Origin of the sequence: Micromonospora sp. WMMD1128, assembly GCF_027497235.1 — a bacterium.
Lineage (GTDB): Bacteria > Actinomycetota > Actinomycetes > Mycobacteriales > Micromonosporaceae > Micromonospora.
The window spans coordinates 408,849-426,517 of record NZ_CP114902.1; the positions used below are offsets into that span (position 1 = coordinate 408,849).

At 73.4% G+C, this 17,669-nt stretch carries 15 protein-coding genes and 2 pseudogenes; 9 read left to right on the top strand and 8 right to left on the bottom strand.

The window, feature by feature from the left end; all coding sequences use genetic code 11:
* Positions 1–34: 34 nt before the first annotated feature.
* Positions 35–904 (top strand): annotated as a pseudogene (locus O7602_RS01995) (hypothetical protein); the annotation flags it as partial.
* A gap of 465 nt (positions 905–1,369) precedes the next feature.
* Here the strand turns inward: O7602_RS01995 and O7602_RS02000 are convergent.
* The 3 genes from O7602_RS02000 to proB all read right to left on the bottom strand — a co-directional run bounded on the left by O7602_RS02000 (position 1,370) and on the right by proB (position 5,304).
* Entirely contained in the window at positions 1,370–2,413 is a 1,044-nt protein-coding gene (locus O7602_RS02000; RefSeq protein ID WP_281584264.1) for an IS30 family transposase, read from the bottom strand.
* A 466-nt stretch (positions 2,414–2,879) separates the two neighbouring features.
* On the bottom strand, positions 2,880–4,121 hold the full coding sequence (locus O7602_RS02005; RefSeq protein WP_281586549.1) for a glutamate-5-semialdehyde dehydrogenase: 1,242 nt from the start codon (positions 4,119–4,121) through the stop codon (positions 2,880–2,882).
* A gap of 73 nt (positions 4,122–4,194) precedes the next feature.
* Entirely contained in the window at positions 4,195–5,304 is a 1,110-nt protein-coding gene (gene proB / locus O7602_RS02010; protein WP_281586550.1) for a glutamate 5-kinase, read from the bottom strand.
* Between the two features lie 61 nt (positions 5,305–5,365).
* On the opposite strand from proB, the pseudogene O7602_RS02015 reads away from it, so the two are divergent.
* From O7602_RS02015 to O7602_RS02025, 3 genes and pseudogenes are all read left to right on the top strand, one after another.
* Positions 5,366–5,665: pseudogene (locus tag O7602_RS02015) on the top strand (MGMT family protein); the annotation flags it as partial.
* A 200-nt stretch (positions 5,666–5,865) separates the two neighbouring features.
* Entirely contained in the window at positions 5,866–7,215 is a 1,350-nt protein-coding gene (locus tag O7602_RS02020) for an MFS transporter (protein WP_348651307.1), read from the top strand.
* A 22-nt stretch (positions 7,216–7,237) separates the two neighbouring features.
* Positions 7,238–8,716 carry an aminotransferase class V-fold PLP-dependent enzyme gene (locus tag O7602_RS02025; RefSeq protein WP_281586551.1) on the top strand — a complete coding sequence of 493 codons (1,479 nt, stop codon included), beginning with the start codon at positions 7,238–7,240 and terminating at the stop codon, positions 8,714–8,716.
* A gap of 37 nt (positions 8,717–8,753) precedes the next feature.
* Here the strand turns inward: O7602_RS02025 and O7602_RS02030 are convergent, their stop codons facing one another.
* Both O7602_RS02030 and O7602_RS02035 read right to left on the bottom strand, forming a co-directional pair.
* Positions 8,754–9,971 (bottom strand): hypothetical protein, encoded by a 1,218-nt coding sequence (locus tag O7602_RS02030; protein WP_281586552.1) that lies wholly within the window; start codon positions 9,969–9,971, stop codon positions 8,754–8,756.
* Positions 9,968–10,525 carry a SigE family RNA polymerase sigma factor gene (locus O7602_RS02035; RefSeq protein WP_281586553.1) on the bottom strand — a complete coding sequence of 186 codons (558 nt, stop codon included), beginning with the start codon at positions 10,523–10,525 and terminating at the stop codon, positions 9,968–9,970. Before O7602_RS02035 ends, O7602_RS02030 begins: the two co-directional genes overlap by 4 nt.
* A 139-nt stretch (positions 10,526–10,664) precedes the next feature.
* On the opposite strand from O7602_RS02035, the gene O7602_RS02040 reads away from it, so the two are divergent.
* Together O7602_RS02040 and O7602_RS02045 are read left to right on the top strand one after the other, a co-directional pair.
* Positions 10,665–11,225: an NADH-quinone oxidoreductase subunit B gene (locus O7602_RS02040; protein WP_281586554.1), complete on the top strand. Its 561-nt coding sequence runs from the start codon at positions 10,665–10,667 to the stop codon at positions 11,223–11,225.
* 32 nt (positions 11,226–11,257) lie between these two features.
* Positions 11,258–12,574: a DUF2252 domain-containing protein gene (locus O7602_RS02045; RefSeq protein ID WP_281586555.1), complete on the top strand. Its 1,317-nt coding sequence runs from the start codon at positions 11,258–11,260 to the stop codon at positions 12,572–12,574.
* Positions 12,575–12,583: 9 nt separating this feature from the next.
* Here O7602_RS02045 and O7602_RS02050 read toward each other — a convergent pair whose 3' ends face one another.
* The gene (locus tag O7602_RS02050) at positions 12,584–13,630 is read right to left on the bottom strand and encodes a glucose 1-dehydrogenase (RefSeq protein WP_281586556.1); all 1,047 of its coding nucleotides are present in this window, start codon (positions 13,628–13,630) and stop codon (positions 12,584–12,586) included.
* Positions 13,631–13,733: 103 nt separating this feature from the next.
* On the opposite strand from O7602_RS02050, the gene O7602_RS02055 reads away from it, so the two are divergent.
* Both O7602_RS02055 and nuoH read left to right on the top strand, forming a co-directional pair.
* Complete coding sequence (locus O7602_RS02055) at positions 13,734–14,519, top strand: NADH-quinone oxidoreductase subunit C (RefSeq protein WP_281586557.1); 786 nt, start codon at positions 13,734–13,736, stop codon at positions 14,517–14,519.
* Positions 14,519–15,481 carry an NADH-quinone oxidoreductase subunit NuoH gene (gene nuoH, locus O7602_RS02060; RefSeq protein ID WP_281586558.1) on the top strand — a complete coding sequence of 321 codons (963 nt, stop codon included), beginning with the start codon at positions 14,519–14,521 and terminating at the stop codon, positions 15,479–15,481. Before O7602_RS02055 ends, nuoH begins: the two co-directional genes overlap by 1 nt.
* Before the next feature lie 53 nt (positions 15,482–15,534).
* Here nuoH and O7602_RS02065 read toward each other — a convergent pair whose 3' ends face one another.
* On the bottom strand, positions 15,535–16,611 hold the full coding sequence (locus O7602_RS02065; RefSeq protein WP_281590072.1) for a glutathione S-transferase C-terminal domain-containing protein: 1,077 nt from the start codon (positions 16,609–16,611) through the stop codon (positions 15,535–15,537).
* Positions 16,612–16,674: 63 nt separating this feature from the next.
* On the opposite strand from O7602_RS02065, the gene O7602_RS02070 reads away from it, so the two are divergent.
* Positions 16,675–17,097 (top strand): ester cyclase, encoded by a 423-nt coding sequence (locus O7602_RS02070; RefSeq protein WP_281586559.1) that lies wholly within the window; start codon positions 16,675–16,677, stop codon positions 17,095–17,097.
* Here O7602_RS02070 and O7602_RS02075 read toward each other — a convergent pair.
* Positions 17,078–17,653 carry a Uma2 family endonuclease gene (locus O7602_RS02075; RefSeq protein ID WP_281586560.1) on the bottom strand — a complete coding sequence of 192 codons (576 nt, stop codon included), beginning with the start codon at positions 17,651–17,653 and terminating at the stop codon, positions 17,078–17,080. The genes O7602_RS02070 and O7602_RS02075 overlap by 20 nt on opposite strands.
* Between the last annotated feature and the right edge of the window lie 16 nt (positions 17,654–17,669).

Here is a 17,669-nt window from a genome sequence, read left to right on the forward strand (position 1 = left end):
GTGCCCCTGACCGCCCGGCGGTTCGGCCCAAACCCTGGCCGAGCTACCGAGGCGTAACCGCGTCCGCGCAGGTAGCGTCACCGCCGTGGTCGATCTGGAAGCGGCGATCGGGTTCGTCGTGGCACACGGTGACACGGTGGAGCGCGCCCGCCTGTCCCGGTTGCGCACCGGCACGCCGGCGTCGCCGGACCTACTCGACGCGGCGGAGTCCGGCCAACTCCCCGGCGGCGGCTGGCCCGCCGTGCTCGACGGCGACGTCGCCTCCGTCGACGCGACCTGCTTCCGCCTGTCCGAGCTGGACGACCTCGGCGCGCTCGGCCGCCCCGCCGCCCGGCACGCGCTGGACTGGCTGGCCGCCGGCCAACTCGCCGACGGCGGCTGGGACGAGCACCTGTCGCTTGCCGGGTTCGCGCCGGAGTGGGCCACGCCCGGCGATCCCGAGGCCCGGTTCTACCTGACCGCCGGCGCCGGCTTCTGGCTCACCGTGGCCGGGTTGGACGCCCGCGCCGCCGGCCCGCTCGACCACCGGGTCGGCGGGGCGTACGCCGGGGTGGTGCAGGCGGCGGCCCACATGCTCGCCGCGCAGCTCGGGCCGGACGGCACCTGGCCGTCGTTCCTGCCGGCCGGGTGGCTGGCCGCGGCCGTGCTGCACCGTCAGCAGATGTTCTACGAGTCGGCGCGGATCCAGGCGGTGCTCGCCGACCGGATCCCGGAGATGTCCCCGGCCGACGTGGCCTGGCTCGCCGCCACCCTGCGCCGGGTGGAGGTGGGCGAGGAGCAGTGGCTGCTGGTGTCCGCGCGGCGGCGGCTGGCCGAGACCCAGCGCAGCGACGGTGGCTGGGACAGCGACGACGGTCACCAGTTCGACGTGCACACGACGCTGCGGGCGATCCGGGCCTGCCGCCCGAACACGTTCGAGGCCCCGGTCTCCGGCGCGCCGTTCGTGCTGCCGAGCACCATCGCGCCGCCCGTCCTGCCGCCTGCCCTGCCGGCCCCGCGCTCCGCCCCCGACGCGCCGACGCCTCGCCCCCCGAGCCCCGCCCCCGGCCTCGGCCAACCCTCGGGTTCCGGCCTCGAGCCCTTCTCCGGTCACGTTTCCGACCTGTTCTCGGATTCCGTTCCTGACCTGTTCTCGGGTTCCGTTTCCGGCCCGGCCTCGCCTCCGATCCCGCGGGCGACAGGCACCGCCTGGACCGACCCGCCCTCGATCGACCCGCCCTCGATCGACCCGCCCTCGATCGACCCGCCCTCGATCGACCCGCCCGAGGCATCCCCCGGAGGCCCCCTCCGAGTGGCGTAGCAAGCGATCCCGGAGTCCTCGATCCCGCATGACGGAGATCTTGGAAGTGAAGCGCCCCTCCACTTGGAGTCAAGGGGTGGTTGCATCGGTGCTGGTGAGGAATTTTTGGAGTTTCTCTGCGGGGGTGCGCCAGTTGAGGGTTTGGCGGGGGCGGTTGTTCATCTGGATGGCGGTGGTGTCGAGGTCGTGTTGGTTGATGGTGCGGAAGTCGAAGTGGCCTTTGGGGTAGTACTGGCGTAGCAGGCCGTTGGTGTTTTCGTTGGTGCCGCGTTGCCAGGGGCTGTGCGGGTCGCAGAAGAACACGGGGCAGTTGGTGGCCAGGGTGAACGTGGCGTGTTGGGCCATTTCGGCGCCTTGGTCCCAGGTCAGTGAGCGGCGCAGGATGGTCGGTAGTCGGCTCATGGCGGTGGTGAGTTGGCTGACGACGTGGGCGCTGACGCGGCTGTCGGGCAGGGCGACCAGGATCAGGAACCGGGTGGCGCGTTCGACCAGGGTCGCCACCGCGGAGGTGCCGTTACGGCCGATGACCAGGTCGCCTTCCCAGTGCCCGGGTACCGCCCGGTCGATGGCCTCGGCGGGACGCGCGCTGATGTTCAACCCCAGCCAGGGCCGCTGCGATCGGATCGCGGCGCCGGCGGCGGGCCGGCGCTGCCGGGTGGCGCGTCCGGACCGTAGCGCGACCTGCCGCGTCAACTCGGCCCGCAGGTTTCCCCGGGCTTGCAGGTAGATGGCCTGGTAGATGGTCTCGTGGGACACGTGCATCTCCGGTCGGTTCGGGAAGTCGGCGCGCAGCCGCACCGCGATCTGCCGCGGCGAGTGCCGCTCGGCCAACCGGGCCAGCACGACCTCCCGTAACGGCCCAGGCCGCGCCAGACACCCCGCACGACGTCGTGGCCGCCGAGCCGCCGACACCCGCTCCGCGCGCACCGCCCGATACGCCATCTCCGGCCGACCGTAGACGACCGCGTGGGCGTGCAACGAGTTACGCCGTACCTCCCGCGACACCGTCGACGGCTGACGACCCAACCGTCGACCGATCCCGGCCATCGACTCACCCCGAGCCAACCCGACCGCGATCTCCTCACGCTCACCCAACGACAACCGCGCAGCCATCACACCACCCCACCAAGATCACCGGAAACGATGCAACCAACTATTGACCCCGCCCCAAGGGCCGTTTCCCTCCAAGATCTCCGCTGGTCGCGTCGATCTAGGAGTTGTGGCAGCTCCAATATCCGACAACTCCGGCATTCACTGGCACCACAAGTCCATGATCGACCGAACTGCCTAGCCCGAGCCCCTCTCTCCCGAGGGCAAGGCGGCGATCATGAAGTTGGCGGCGAAGTTGATCTCCTGGAGCGCTGCCAACTTCATGATCGGCGGAGGGCAGGGTCGGCGGAGGGCAGGGTCGGCGGAGGGTGGGGTGGGGTGGGGTGGGGTGGGGAGTTTCGGTCGATGATCGACACCAGCTCGGCGAGGTGGTGGCATTCCCGCCGGCCGGACACCGCCACTTCGCCGAGCTGGCGTCCGGCGCCCCGCCACGGCCGTCCGAGGACAACCCGGGGGCGTGCGGGACGGTTCAGCGCAGGTGGCCGTCGCCGGTGACGACGTATTTCGTGCTCGTCAGCTCCGGCAGGCCCATCGGGCCGCGGGCGTGCAGCTTCTGGGTGGAGATGCCGATCTCCGCGCCGAACCCGAACTCGCCGCCGTCGGTGAACCGGGTCGACGCGTTGACCATCACGGCGGCGGCGTCCACCCGGGCCGCGAACTCGCGCGCCGCCCGTTGCGAGTCGGTGACGATCGCTTCGGTGTGGCCGGTGCCGTACCTCCGGATGTGCGCGACCGCCGCGTCGAGCGAGTCGACCACGGCGACCGAGATGTCGGCGCTCAGGTATTCGGTGCCGAAGTCCTCCTCGGTCGCCGGGACCACCGCGGCGGAGTGGGCAGCCACCTCGGCGGTGCCGTGCACGGTCACCCCGGCATCGGCGAACGCGGCCAGCACCGGCGGCAGGAAGGCGTCCGCGACGGCCCGGTGGACCAGCAGCGACTCGGCGGTGTTGCAGGTGGACAGGCGTTGGGTCTTGGCGTTCAGCGTGATCGCCAGCGCCTTGTCGAGGTCGGCGGCGGCGTCCACGTACACGTGGCAGTTGCCCACCCCGGTCTCGATCACCGGCACGGTCGACTCCTCGACCACGGCGCGGATCAGCGACGCGCCGCCGCGCGGGATCAGCACGTCGACCAGGCCCCGGGCCCGCATCAGCTCCTTGACCGACTCGCGCGAGCCGGCGTCGACGAGCTGCACCGCGTCCGCCGGCAGGCCGGCCGCGGCGACCGCGTCGCGCAGCACCGTGACCAGGGCCGCGTTGGAGTGCGCCGCCGAGGACGAACCGCGTAGCAGTGCCGCGTTGCCGGATTTCAGGCAGATGCCGGCGGCGTCGACTGTGACGTTCGGCCGGCCCTCGTAGACGATGCCGACCACCCCGAACGGCACCCGGACCTGGCGCAGCTCCAGCCCGTTCGGCAGGGTGGAGCCGCGTACCACCTCGCCGACCGGGTCGGGCAGCGCGGCCATCTCGCGCAGCGCGTCGGCGATGGCGGCCACCCGGCCCTCGTCGAGGGCGAGCCGGTCCAGCACGGCCGCGCTCAGCCCGGCGTCGCGCCCGGCCGCCAGGTCCGTCGCGTTCGCGGCCAGGATCTCCGGGGTACGCGCGACGAGCGCGTCGGCCATCGCGTGCAGCGCGGTGTCCTTGGTGGTACGGGTGGCCGCCGCCAGTGCCTCGGCCGCGTCCCGGGCCCGTCGGGCCTGCTCGACGACGCTCATGATGCGCTCTCCTTCGCAGAGGTGTTAGGCGGGGGCCCTTCCTATGCAGAATGCGTTAAGAAGGGCCCCCGCCTTACAACAGGACGAGGTCGTCGCGGTGGACTACCTCGCGTTCGTAGGCCGGGCCCAGCGCCGCGGCCAGCTCCGACGTCGAGCGGCCGAGCAGGCCGGGCAGCTCCACCGCGTCGTAGTTGACCAGGCCGCGGGCCACCGGCGCGCCGGCGGTGTCGACCAGGTCCACCGGGTCCCCGGCGGTGAACGCGCCGTCCACGGCGGTGATGCCGGCGGGCAGCAGCGACTTGCGCCGGCCCACCACGGCCTGCACCGCGCCCGGGTCGAGGTGCAGCCGGCCGCGTGGCGCGGTGGCGTGCGCCAGCCAGAACAGCCGGGCGGCGGGACGCCGGCTGCTGGCATGGAAGAACGTGCCGACCGGATCGCCGGCAAGCGCCGGCCCGGCCAGCGGGGCGGCGGTGAGCACCACCGGGATGCCGAAGCCGGTGGCGATCCGCGCCGCCTCGACCTTGGTGACCATGCCGCCGGTGCCCACCCCGGCCCGGCCGACCCCGCCGACGTTCACGCCGGCCAGGTCGCCCTCGCCGTGCACCTCGGTGATCCGGGTGCTGCCCGGGCGGGCCGGGTCGCCCGTCCAGAGCGCGTCCACGTCGGAGAGGAGCACCAGCAGGTCCGCGTCGACGAGCGCGGCGACGAGCGCGGCGAGTCGGTCGTTGTCGCCGAACCGGATCTCCTCGGTGGCCACCGTGTCGTTCTCGTTGACGATCGGCACCGCCCGCAGGTCGAGCAGCTTGCGTAGGGTCCGGTAGGCGTTGCGGTAGTGCGCCCGTCGGGTCACGTCGTCGACGGTGAGCAGCACCTGCCCGACGGTGCGTCCGTGCCTGGCGAACGCGGTCGCGTACCGCCCGATGAGCAGGCCCTGACCGACGCTGGCGGCGGCCTGCTGGGTGGCCAGGTCGCGCGGGCGTCGGGGCAGCCGGAGCGGGGCGAGGCCGGCGGCGATCGCGCCGGAGGAGACCAGCACCACCTCGCGCCCGGCGGCGACGAGCGCGCCGAGCGTGTCGACGAGCGCGTCGACCCGGACGTCGTCCAGGCCGCCCGCGGTGGTGGTCAGCGAGGACGAACCGATCTTGACCACGATCCGGCGGGCCGAGGTGACTGCTTCGCGCACCCGACCATTCTGCGCGTCGCGGTCCGCGGGCCCGTGGTCCGTTCCCATATCGTGGCAGCTCGTGACACCTGACGAGTACGTCGAAGCGGTGCTGGAGCTGGTCGAGCGGATCCCGCCGGGGCGCGTGATGTCGTACGGGGCGGTGGCCGACGCGCTCGCCGAGCGGTCGGGGCGGGCGTCGGCACGGCTCGTCGGTTCGATCATGGCCCGGCACGGTGGCGGGGTGCCGTGGCACCGGGTGGTGAACGCGGCCGGTCGGCTCCCGCCGGGGCACGAGCGGGAGGCCCGGGCCCGGCTGCGCGCCGAGGGGTGCCCGCTGCGGGGGGAGCGGGTCGACCTGGCGGCGGCTGCCTGGTCACCCGGGAAGCCCAGCGGGCCCGGGAAGCCCAGCGGGCCCGGGAAGCCCAGCGGGCCCGGGAAGCCCAGCGGGCCCGGGAAGCCCAGCGGGCCCGGGAAGCCCAGCGGGCCCGGGAAGCCCAACGGGCCCGGCTGGCCCGGGGAGCCCGACGAGCCGGCGGACGGGATGTGATCCCGGCCATAACGTGAGTAGCATTCGGCTCCATGACCGCTTCGGGCCTGCCCCGCCGGGTGCACCTCGGGTACGCGTCGGGCTCCCTTGTCACCGGCGCGTTCGGGACCGTGCCCGGGCTGCTCCTGCTGCCCTACCTGACCGACACGTTGGGCGTGGCGGCCGGCGTGGCCGCGCTGCTGGTGCTGCTGCCGAAGGCGTGGGACGTGCTCGTCAACCCGGTCGCCGGGCGGATCTCCGACCGGACCCGCTCCCGCTGGGGCGCCCGCCGGCCCTACCTGCTCGGCGGCGGACTGGCCCTGGCGGCGCTGTTCGCCGCGATCTTCGCCGCGCCGTTCGCGACCGGTCCGGCCGCCGCCGCGTACGTGGCGCTCGCGTTCCTGGCCACCGCCACCGCGTTCGCGTTCTTCCAGGTGCCGTACGTGGCCATGCCGGCCGAGTTGACCGCCGACCCGGCGGAGCGTACCCGGCTGATGACCTGGCGGGTCGCGGTGCTGGCGCTCGCCATCCTGGTCTCCGGCGCGGTGGCCCCGGCGGTGGTGGCCGCCGGCGGCGACGGCGTCCCCGGCCACCGGTGGATGGGCCTGTTCGTCGCGGCGCTGATCGTGGTGGGCACGGTCGGCGCGTTCCTGGGCACCCGGTCCGCGCCGGCCGGGACGGTGGGGGAGAGCGAGCCGAGCCTGCGCGCCCAGCTCACCGTCGCCGGGCGCAACCGGCCGTTCCGGGTGCTGCTGGTCTGCTTCGTGATCCAGTCCGCCGGGGTGGCCACCGTGCTGGCCGGCGTGAAGTACTTCGCCGACCAGGTACTGCGCGCGCCGGACAGCGGCCCGACGCTGCTGTTCGCCTGCTTCGTCGCGCCGGCCCTGCTGGTCATGCCGCTCTGGAGCCGGGCCGGCGCCCGACTCGGCAAGCGCACGTCGCTCGTCGCCGCGTCGCTGCTCTTCGCGGCCGGCGCGCTCGCCCTGGTCGCCGCGCCCGCGCTGCCGGCCGCCGCGGTGTACGCAGTGGTCGCGCTGATCGGCGTCGGGTACGCCGGCCAGCAGGTCTTCGCGCTGGCCATGCTGCCGGACTGCATCGCGTACGACACCGCGCGCACCGGCCGCCGCCAGGCCGGCGTGTTCACCGGGCTGTGGACCGCCGGGGAGACGTTCGGTCTGGCCCTGGGCCCGGGCATCTACGGCCTGGTGCTCCAGCTCTCCGGCTACGTCTCCTCGTCGACCGGGTCCGCCGCCGCCCAACCGGCCGCCGCCCGGCTCGGTGTGCTGCTCGGCTTCACCGTCCTGCCGGCCCTGCTGGTGGCCGCCCCGGTGGCGCTGCTGCGCGGCTACACGCTCACCCCGGCCCACCTGACCGCCACCGCCGCGCAGTCGGCGCGGGCGTGATCCGTCCCGAGAGGAACACCAGATGACCGACACGGCCGGGACGGGCGCGCTGCCCGCCGAAGGGTTGCCCGCCGCGCAGGTGTTGGACGAGATCCGGGCACTGCGGGCGACCGACCGCCCGACGCACGGCGGCCGGCTGTTCGCCTACGTCTACGACCCCGGCGTGGCCGGGCTGGACGAGCTGGCCCAGGCCGCGTACGCGGAGAGCGCGCACGTCAACGGCCTCGACCCGACCGCCTTCCCGTCGCTGCTGGCGATGGAGAACACGCTCGTCGCCGCCGCCGCCCGGCTGCTCGGCGGCGGCCCCGGCACCGGCGCGCCGGACGTGGTCGGCAGCGTCACCGGCGGCGGCACCGAGTCGCTGCTGCTGGCGGTCAAGGCGGCCCGGGACGCCCGCCCCGACCTGGCCGAGCCACGGATCGTGGCGCCGGCCAGCGCGCACGCCGCGTTCGCCAAGGCGGCCCACTACCTGCGGGTGAAACTGGACGCGGTGCCCGTCGACCCGGTGACGCTGCGCCCGGAGGTGGCCGCGATGACCGCCGCGATCCGCCCGGAGACGGTGCTCGTGGTCGCGTCCGCCCCGTCGTACGCGCACGGGGTCGTCGACCCGGTGGCGGAGATCGCCGCCGGCGCGGCGGCGGCCGGGGCGCGGTGTCACGTGGACGCCTGCTTCGGCGGCTGGGCGCTGCCCTGGCTGCGCCGGCTCGGCGCGCCGGTGCCGCCGTTCGACTTCGCCGTGCCCGGGGTCACCTCGATCTCGGTCGACCTGCACAAGTACGCGTACGCGCCGAAGGGGGTGTCGGTGCTGCTGCACCGGGACCCCTCGCTGCGCGCCCCGCAGTTCTTCGCGTACGCCGACTGGCCCGGCTACACGATGGTCAACCCGGTGATCGCCTCGACCCGGTCCGGCGGCCCGATCGCCGCGGCCTACGCCACCCTGCGCCACCTCGGCGCGGACGGCTACCTGCGGTTGGCCGCGTCGACCCGCGACGCGGTCGCCGGGCTGGCCGGCGCGGTGCGGGCGACCGAGGGCCTGCGGCTGATGGCCGAGCCGGAGTCCACAGTGGTCTGTTTCACCGCGGACGATCCGAAGCTGGACCTGTTCGTGCTCGTCGACGAGCTGACCGCGCGCGGCTGGCACACCCAGCCCCAACTCCGGTACGCCGACCTGCCGGCAAGCGTGCACCTCACGGTGACCGCCGCGGTGGCGCCCCGGGTGCCCGAGTTCGGGCCGGTGCTCGCCGACGCGGTCGCCGCGGCCCGGGCCACCGGCCCGGTGGCGCTGCCGCCGGACCTGCTGGCGCTGGCCGGCGGCCTCACCCCGGAGGCGCTCACCCCGGACCTGGTGGCCGGCCTGGCCGACGGGCTCGGCCTGGGCGACGGCACCGGTGTGCCGGAGCGGATGGCGGTGGTCAACACGCTGCTCGACGCCGCCCCGGCGGCGCTGCGGGAACGGCTGCTGGCGGAGTTCGTCGGGCTGCTCCAGCGCCCGGCCTGGTGACCGGTGGGGACGGGTGGCGGCCCGTCCCCGACCGCCGTCACTGCGCCGGGCGCAGTCTGGCCGAGTTGTCCTTCGGTTTCAGGTCGTCCCACCAGTGGTCCTGCGCGTCGTAGTGGATGACCCGCAGGGCGGCGTCGCCGTCGGGAGCCGGCGTGTAGTGGAACGAGAACGTGTAGGTCCGCCGGGCGCCGGCCGCGAGGCCGTCCAGGACGCATGCGCCCGAGCTGTCCGAGGGCACCTCGCGGCACCGTTCCAGCACGCCGCCGGCCGGTCCGCCGACGTCGTAGAGCCGGAACCCGGAGAAGCCGAGCCGGGGTACGTCCACCGGGCCCCGGTTCGTCACCGTGGCGGTCACCGTGGCGATCCGGTCGCCGCTGGCGTCCGGCGTCGTGAGGACCACCTCGCCGAGGCGCAACGTGAGGTCCGTCGACCGGGTGTCCGGGCCGAACGCCGTCGGCCCGGCCGTCTGGGTGAACTTCGCGCCGGCCCAGGTGAACGTCCGCCACTGGTGTCGTGGCTTCCACATCGGGGTGTCGCAGCAGGGCTGGATGTCGGCCACGTACGCCCGGACCGTGCCGTCGGCCCGCACCGAGAAGTCGGTGATGTCGTCCATGCCCTCGTGCGTGCCGACCACCCGACCCAGTGTGACCACCTGCCCGGCCCGGTCCCGGTCGAAGGCGAGCAACTGTTTCGCCGACGCCTCCCCGTAGCGGCAGCCGACCAGGGCGACCGTCTCGGTGGCGCCGTCGCCGTCGATGTCGCCGTACGCCGGGTCGCCGAGCAGCACCGGCACGGACTTCGTGATGGGATTCGGGCCCGGGTCGAGACGCACGTCCCGGCTGGTGCAGGTCTTCGGCATCCACGCGCCGACCCAGGCCACCAGGTCGACGTCGCCCGCCAGCAGTTGGGCCCGGCTGATCCGGCCGTCCGGCGCGGCCGGGGTGGGGCTCGTCGCGCTCGGGCTGGCGGAGACGGCCGGCGGGGACGGCGAGGGGTCGCTCGCCGACGGGGTCGGCTCGGCGGTCAGCGCGGGCTCCGGCGGCGGCCCGCCGCGCCGGTGCAGGGCCCCGCTCGCGCCCACCGGGATCGCCACCGCGAGCACCACCGCCCCGGCGGTGAGCACCACGGCACGCCGACGCCGCCGGCGGACGGTCCGCCGGACCGCCGCCGTCCCGGCCGGCTGGACCACCGGGGCGTACGCCGCACGGAAGGCGGCGAACTCGCCACCCACAAGCACGTCGTCGGGGTCAGTCATGACGGGTTCACCTCGTTCGTGGGAGAGAGCTGGGCGGCCAACGCGGCCCGGCCCCGGTGCAGCCAGGACTTGACGGTGCCCTCCGGCACGCCTTCCTGCGCCGCGATCTGCGAGACGCTCAGGTCGGCCAGGTGGTGCAGCACCACGGCGCGGCGCTGGTTCGCGGGCAGCCGGCCCAGCGCGGCGGTCAACGCGACGCGGTCCGGCTCCGGCCCCGGCACGTGCTCCTCGCGCTGCCGGTGCAGCCAAGTCTGCGCCGTCCGCAACCGCCGCCAGCGGCTGGTGGCCAGATTCCAGGCGACCCGGCGTACCCAGGCCACCGGGTCGTCGTAGCGCGACACCCGGGACCAACGGGCGAACGCCCGGCAGAACGCCTCCTGCACCAGGTCCTGCGCCTGCGACAGGTCGCCGCAGTAGGCGGTGAGCTGGATGGTCAGGGACCGGAAGTGGGCGTGGTAGAGGCCGTCGAAGTCGACCGCCGGGTACCCGTCCGGTGCGCCTGTCGTTCCCTCCGGTGGCGGATCGTCGAGCCGTGGCTCCCTCGTCACCGTCATCTGGTCCTCCCCGTGAAACGTGCCCGCCGGCGCGGTCACACCTGTCACACGTACGGACGCCCACGTCGGTTGCGCGGGTTGACGCGGGGGTGCTGTGGTTGACTGTCGGTTCGGGGACAACAGCAGGGGGAGGCCCGAGGTGCAGTTGCCGGCCGTGCTCGGCGAGCCGATCCGGTTCGTGCTCAACTGGGGCCGCCGTTACTCGCTCTGGGTGTTCAACTTCGGCCTGGCCTGCTGCGCCATCGAGTTCATCGCGACGAGCATGGGCCGGCACGACTTCATGCGGCTCGGCGTGATCCCGTTCGCCCACGGCCCCCGGCAGGCCGACCTCATGGTGGTGAGCGGCACGGTCACCGACAAGATGGCCCCGGCGATCAAGCGGCTCTACGACCAGATGCCCGAACCGAAATACGTGATCTCGTTCGGCGCCTGCTCCAACTGCGGCGGTCCCTACTGGGACTCCTACTCGGTCACCAAGGGCGTCGACCAGCTCATCCCGGTCGACGTCTACGTGCCCGGCTGCCCACCGCGCCCGGAGGCGCTGCTGCACGGCATCCTCCGCCTTCAGGAGAAGATCGCCGCCGAGGAGTCGGGTGTCGGCGGCGTGCCCCGCCCGGACCGGCTCGCCTCCCCGGTGGACGTGGCCCCCCGGCCGGTCGAGGCGCTCACCGCGCCCCCGGTGCGCCCGCCGGCCGACTGACCCGGTGGCGGGGCGACGCTAGCCTGCGGACCATGACCGACTCCCCGGAGAAGCGTTCCGCCTTCATCGTCGACGTGCTGACCGAGGAGTTCGGCGCGTCGATGGCGATCGACCCGTTGGCGTTCCGCCGGAAGTTCCGCAAGATGGCCGCCTCGCCGTTCGCGTTCTACCGGGGCAGCGCGTCGCTGTTCTACGCCGACCAGCGGGGTGACTTCGCCAGCGACCGGTTCCTCGACGGCCGGACCAGCCGGGTGTGGATGCACGGCGACCTGCACGCGGAGAACTTCGGCACCTACATGAACGCCTCCGGCAGGCTCGTGTTCAACGTCAACGACTTCGACGAGGCGTACGTCGGGCCGTTCACCTGGGACTTGAAGCGCTTCGCCGCCAGCGTCGCCCTGCTCGGCTACGCCAAGGCGCTCTCCGACCGGGTGATCGGCGAGCTGGTGACCGGCTTCGCCCGGTCGTACCTGGCCGAGTTGCGGGCCATCGCGGCCGGCGGGGACGACGCGATCGGCTCGATCACGCTGGAGAACGCCGACGGGGTGCTGCGCCGGGTGCTCCAGCAGGCCCGGCTGAGCACCCGGGTGGACCTGCTCGCCGCGCAGACCACTGTCGACAACTACGAGCGCCGCTTCTCCCTCGGCGACGGCGTGCACGAGATCGACGCGGCCACCCGCGAGCAGGTCTGCGCCGCGTTCGCCGACTACCTCGACACGCTGCCCGAGTCGACCACCCGGCACCGCCCGGTGGCGGCCGGCATCAAGGACGTGGTGCTGCGCAAGGGCGTCGGCATCGGCTCGGCCGGGCTGCCGTCGTACAACCTCCTGCTGGAGGGGCACACCGAGGCGCTGGAGAACGACGTCGTCATCTACATGAAGCAGGCCCAGGTGCCGGCGGTGGCCCGGCACATCGACGACGAGCGGGTCCGGTCGTACTTCCGGCACCAGGGGCACCGCACCGCCGAGTCGCAGCGGGCGTTGCAGGCGCACGCCGACCCGTGGCTGGGCTTCACCGAGCTGGACGGCGTCGGCCAGCTCGTCGCCGAGGTCTCCCCGTACGCGGCGGACCTCGACTGGGCCGACGTCAACGAGCCCGAGGACCTGGCCGGGGTGCTCACCGACCTGGGCCGGGCGGTGGCCCGGATGCACTCGGTGGCCGACGACGAGTCCAGCCACGACCTGGTCGACTACTCCACCGAGGAGTCGATCGTGGCGGCGGTGGATGCCGACGCCGACGGTTTCGTCGGCTACCTGGTCGACTTCGCGCACCGCTACGGCGTCCGGGCGCGCGAGGACCACCAGCTCTTCGTGGACCTGTTCCGCAACGGCCGGCTACCAGGGATCTGAGCGCCCGGCTCAGTGCGTGAAGTCCAGCACCACCTTGATGTCGTCGCCGGTCGAGGCGTACGCCTCGCGGTACGCCGAGACCGGCACCCGGCGGGTGACGAGCGACGTCAGCCACGACTGGTCGGCCCGGGCGAGCGCCTCGGCGGCCAGCTCCCAGTGCCTGCGGCCGGCGTTCACCGAGCCGAACACCACGTTGTTCTCCAGCACCAGCTCCCGGTTGAGCGCGCCCGCGTCGAAGTTGATCGTCCGGCCGCCGCTGGAGACACCGGTCAGGCAGACGATGCCGTTCGGGGCGGCCTTGCACATCGCGTCCAGCACCACGGGCGGCGCGCCGGTGCACTCGACCACCACGTCCGGTTGCAGGTCAAGCTCGGCGACCGTCGAGGTGTGGTAGGTCGCGCCGAGCGCACGGACCAGGTCCGGCTTCGGGCCGGTCGTGGCGCGGTCCAGCACGTGCACGGACAACTCACGCTGGCTGGCCAGCAACGCGGCCAGCAGGCCGATCGGCCCGGCGCCGGTGATCAGCGCGGTCTTCGGCTTCCACTCGGCCCGGCGGCCGATCCGCTCGATGTGGTCCCACGCCTTCGCCACCACGCTCGTCGGCTCCAGCAGCATGCCCACCGACTCCAGCGCCGGGTTCAGCCCGACGGCGAACTTGGGTTGCAGCCGCCAGCGGTCCCGGGCGAAACCGGGCAGCCCCTTGATGCCGTGCTCGGTGTACTGCCCGTTGCGGCACATGTCCCACTCGTCCACCGCGCAGTTGGCGCAGGGGACCGGGTCGGGGCGACGGACCACGCCGGCCACCAGGTCGCCGGGGTGCAACGTGCCGGTCGGATCCTCCAGCACCCGACCCAGCGACTCGTGCCCGAGCACCAGCCGCTCCTGGCCCGGCGGCGCCTCCCCGTACTCCCCGGAGATGATCTCCTGGTCGGTGCCGCAGACGCCCACCGCCATCGCTTCGACCAGGATCGCGCCCTCCTCGGGGGCCGGCTCGGGCCAGTCCTCGGTGAGGCGTAGCGAGTCGGGGACACCAGGGGTCACAGTCACAGCGCGCACGTCGCTCATCTTTCCGCGCCGGCCGGCCGTTCGCTCGGCAACGCGGGGATTCCGGCCCGGGCGGCCCGACCCGGCCCGCAGCCGTCGGCCATAGGATCAGCGCATGACTCCGGAAGAGGTGGGCCGTCGGTTGGTCGCGCTGCTCGCGCCCGTCGAGGCCACCGCGTCTGTCTCCGGCGGTCAGGGGTACGCCCGCGCCACCGTCGACGTACCCCCGGCGAGCTGGGCGGACGCGGTGCGCGCGGCGCGCGACGACGCCGAGCTGGGCTGTGACTTCCTGGACTGGCTGTCGGCGGTGGACGAGTTGGCCGACGGCTTCGACGTGGTCGCGCACCTCTGGTCGGTCCGGCACCGGCACGGGCTGCTGCTGCGGACCCGGGTGCCCCGCGACACACCCGTCGTCGTGTCCGTGGTCGACGTCTTCCCGGGTGCCGCCTGGCACGAGCGGGAGACCCACGAGATGTTCGGGATCGACTTCGCCGGGCACGGCGAGCTGCGCCCGCTGCTGCTGCCGCCGGAGTTCGAGGGGCACCCGCTGCGCAAGGAGTTCGTACTCGCCTCGCGGGTGGCCAAGCCGTGGCCCGGCGCGAAGGAGCCGGGCGAGTCCGAGGCCGGCGGCGGGCGGCGGCCGATCCGGCCACCTGGCGTGCCCGCGCCTGGGGAGTGGGGGACGACGCCCACGCCGGCCGGTGCGGCCGGGGCGGGCGAGGGCCCACGCGGGGGTACGCCGGCCCGCCCGGCCCGCGAGCGCCCGGCGCGCCCGGCACCGGGAGCACGCCCGGCCCGCCCGCCCCGTCCGGAGCCGGGGGCGGGCTCGCGCCCCGAGCCCGAGGCGGGCTCGCGCCCCGAGGCGGGCTCGCCGCGGGAGCCCGAGGCGGGGGAGAGCTGATGCCGGAGTGGGTGGAGCTGGTCCTGCGCGTCGTCGGCGTGCTCGTCGCGTTCCTCACCCTGCCGCTGATCGTCGGCCAGGCCGAGCACAAGGTGATGGCCCACATGCAGGGCCGGCTCGGGCCGATGTACGCGGGCGGCTTCCACGGCTGGGCGCAACTCGTCGCCGACGGGATCAAGTTCGTGCAGAAGGAGGACGTCACCCCGCGTGAGGCGGACCGGCAGGTGTTCCGGCTGGCGCCGGCCGTGGCGCTGGTGCCCTACCTGCTGGTGCTGCTGGTCATCCCGCTCGGCCCGGGTGACCTGGTCGCCCAGCCGCTCGACATCGGCCTGTTCTTCGTGCTGGCGGTGGTGGGCATCGGGGTGCTGGCGGTGCTCATGTCGGCCTGGGCGTCGGCCAACAAGTACAGCCTGCTCGGCGGGCTGCGCGGCGCGGCCCAGCTGCTCGGGTACGAGCTGCCGCTGGTGCTGGCCGCCGCGTCGGTGGCGATGGCGGCGGGCACGCTCAGCCTGAGCGGCATCGTCGAGGCGTGGCGCCCGTGGTGGCTCCTCTGGCAGGCGCCCGCCATGGTGATCTTCTTCGTGGCCGGGCTGGCCGAGATCCGCCGCCCGCCGTTCGACATGCCGGTGGCCGACTCCGAGCTGGTCTTCGGCTACATGACCGAGTACACCGGCCTGCGCTTCGCGTTCTTCCTGCTCGCCGAGTACGTCGGCATCGTGGTGATCGCGGCGCTGACCACGGTGTTGTTCCTGGGCGGCTGGCAGGGCCCGTTCGCCGACGCGCAGCTCGGCTGGCTGTGGACGCTGCTCAAGGTGTTCGCCGTGGCGTTCGTGATCATCTGGCTCCGGGTGAGCTACCCCCGCCTGCGCGAGGACCAGCTCCAGCGCCTCTGCTGGCTGGTCCTGGTGCCGCTCGCCCTCGCCCAGTTGGTGCTCACCGTAGGCATCCGCCTGGCGATGTAAGGCGGGGCCCCCTTTTAACGTTTCCGGTAGAGGAAGGGGCCCCGCTTAACACGTCAGCGCAGCGGGGTGTGGGTGGGCTCGACGCGCTCCTCGGCGGGCGGCGGCGGGGGCGGGGTGCCGTCGCCGAACGGGCGACCGCCCAACTCCTCGCGGCCGTGCGGGGTGAGCCAGTTCGCCAGGTCGGGGCCGAGCGGCACGATGCCGGTCGGGTTGATGTCCCGGTGGACCTCGTAGTAGTGCCGCTTGATGTGGTCGAAGTCGATCGTGTCGCCGAAGCCGGGCGTCTGGAACAGGTCCCGCGCGTACGCCCACAGCACCGGCATCTCGCTCAGCTTCTGCCTGTTGCACTTGAAGTGCCCGTGATAGACCGGGTCGAAGCGCACAAGCGTGGTGAACAGCCGCACGTCCGCCTCGGTGATCGTGTCGCCGACCAGGTAGCGCTGCCCGGCCAGCCGTTCGCCCAACCAGTCCAGCCGGTCGAAGAGCCGGTGGTACGCCTTGTCGTACGCCTCCTGGCTGCCGGCGAAGCCGCACCTGTAGACGCCGTTGTTGACGTCCGCGAAGACGACGGCGTTGACCTCGTCGATCTCGGCGCGCAGCCGCTCCGGGTACAGCTCCGGCGCGCCCGGCCGGTGGTATGCGGTCCACTCGGTGGACAGGTCCAGGCTCATCTGCGCGTAGTCGTTCGTCACCACCTGCCCGGTGGGCACGTCGACAAGCGCCGGCACGGTGATGCCCCGCTCGTAGCCGGGGAACCGGGCGAAGTAGGCGTCGGCGAGCCGTTCGATGCCGAGCACCGGGTCCTTGCCGCCCGGGTCCAGGTCGAACGTCCAGCTCCGCCTGTCGTGGGTGGGTCCGGCCACGGCCTGCGAGATGGCGTCCTCCAGCCCGAGCAGCCGGCGGACGATGATCAGCCGGTTCGCCCACGGGCAGGCGCGGCTGACCGCCAGCCGGTAGCGGCCCGGCTCCACCGGCCAGCCGTCCCGCCCGTCCGCGGTGATCCGGGTGGCGATGTATCGCTGGTCCCGGGTGAACTCGCCGCCCGGTTCCACGTACTTGCCGCCGGTCCGGTCGAGGACCTCGTCGTCGCTGCCGCCCACGCCCACCTCCGAGTTGAGTTCCGTTCCCATCATGGTCGCTCCGGCCGGTCCCGGCAGGTCGAGCGGCTCACCCGGGGGCATAGGCTGCCGGCCGTGACCGATGTGGAGGCGGCGGCCCGACGCTTCATCGCCGACGTGTGGAACGCCGGCCGCGAGGAGAGCGCGTACGAGCTGGTGGCACCGGAGTGCCCGGGGCTGGGTGGCGCCGGGCCGGAGGCGACGCTTGCGTGGCACCGGGACCGGCGGGCGTCGTTCCCCGACCTGCGCTACAAGATCGTCGAGGTGGTGGCCGGCGGTGGGCGGGTCGCGGTGCACTGGCGGGCGGCCGGCACCCAGGCCGGGCAGTTCGGCCCGGTGCCACCGACCGGCCGGGTGGTCAGCTATTCCGGGGCGTCGTTCCTGCGCTTCGACGACGCGGGGCGGATCGTCGACGTGTGGAGCGTCAACGAGCTGTTCCAGGTGCTCCAGCAGCTCGGTGTGGAGATGCTGCCCCCGCTCACCGGCCCCGGGGCGTGATCCGAGCCAGCGGAATGTCGATCTCCCACGGCTCGGGCAGCAGGATGCCGTCGGTCATCCGGGCCTGCTCGACGTAGACCTGCTTGACCGGATCCAGCTTGTAGGCGTGGACCTCGATGCCGGCTTCGGTCTCGATCCGCCAGAAGTAAGGAATGTCTGCCTCGGCATACACGGTGGGCTTGAGCACACGATCGATGCTTCGCGACCCCTCGGAGACGATCTCCACCACCAGCAGCACCTCGTTCGGCTGATACTTGGCCGGGTTGCGGAGGGACGCGTCGAGTTCGGTGACCAGCAGGTCTGGAATGAAGGACCGTCGACGGGACATGCGCACTTCGACGCCTTGGGTTACGTCGAGGTCGGGGGGACAGGTCTCGTTCAGCGCAGCGCCAAGCATGAGGGCGATGGACTGGTGCAGTCGCGTGGGGGAGGGCGACATGATCAGGTTTCCGTCCAGGAGTTCGAAGCGGCGACGGCCTTCGTCGGGCAACCCGTCGAGGTCGTCGGTCGTCCACCCGCCCTCGGGCGAGCGGAAACTCTCCGGTGCGGCGGTCATCGACAGGTCCTTCCCG

Excerpts from the sequence above, each read along its gene's own strand:
- O7602_RS02035 (WP_281586553.1), bottom strand. The coding sequence starts at position 10,525 with ATGACGGTGACGAGGGAGCCACGGCTCGACGATCCGCCACCGGAGGGA.
- O7602_RS02025 (WP_281586551.1), top strand. The coding sequence starts at position 7,238 with ATGACCGACACGGCCGGGACGGGCGCGCTGCCCGCCGAAGGGTTGCCC.
- O7602_RS02030 (WP_281586552.1), bottom strand. The coding sequence starts at position 9,971 with ATGACTGACCCCGACGACGTGCTTGTGGGTGGCGAGTTCGCCGCCTTC.
- O7602_RS02005 (WP_281586549.1), bottom strand. The coding sequence starts at position 4,121 with ATGAGCGTCGTCGAGCAGGCCCGACGGGCCCGGGACGCGGCCGAGGCA.
- O7602_RS02000 (WP_281584264.1), bottom strand. The coding sequence starts at position 2,413 with ATGGCTGCGCGGTTGTCGTTGGGTGAGCGTGAGGAGATCGCGGTCGGG.
- O7602_RS02045 (WP_281586555.1), top strand. The coding sequence starts at position 11,258 with ATGACCGACTCCCCGGAGAAGCGTTCCGCCTTCATCGTCGACGTGCTG.
- O7602_RS02075 (WP_281586560.1), bottom strand. The coding sequence starts at position 17,653 with ATGACCGCCGCACCGGAGAGTTTCCGCTCGCCCGAGGGCGGGTGGACG.
- O7602_RS02055 (WP_281586557.1), top strand. The coding sequence starts at position 13,734 with ATGACTCCGGAAGAGGTGGGCCGTCGGTTGGTCGCGCTGCTCGCGCCC.
- O7602_RS02065 (WP_281590072.1), bottom strand. The coding sequence starts at position 16,611 with ATGGGAACGGAACTCAACTCGGAGGTGGGCGTGGGCGGCAGCGACGAC.
- O7602_RS02020 (WP_348651307.1), top strand. The coding sequence starts at position 5,866 with ATGACCGCTTCGGGCCTGCCCCGCCGGGTGCACCTCGGGTACGCGTCG.
- nuoH (WP_281586558.1), top strand. The coding sequence starts at position 14,519 with ATGCCGGAGTGGGTGGAGCTGGTCCTGCGCGTCGTCGGCGTGCTCGTC.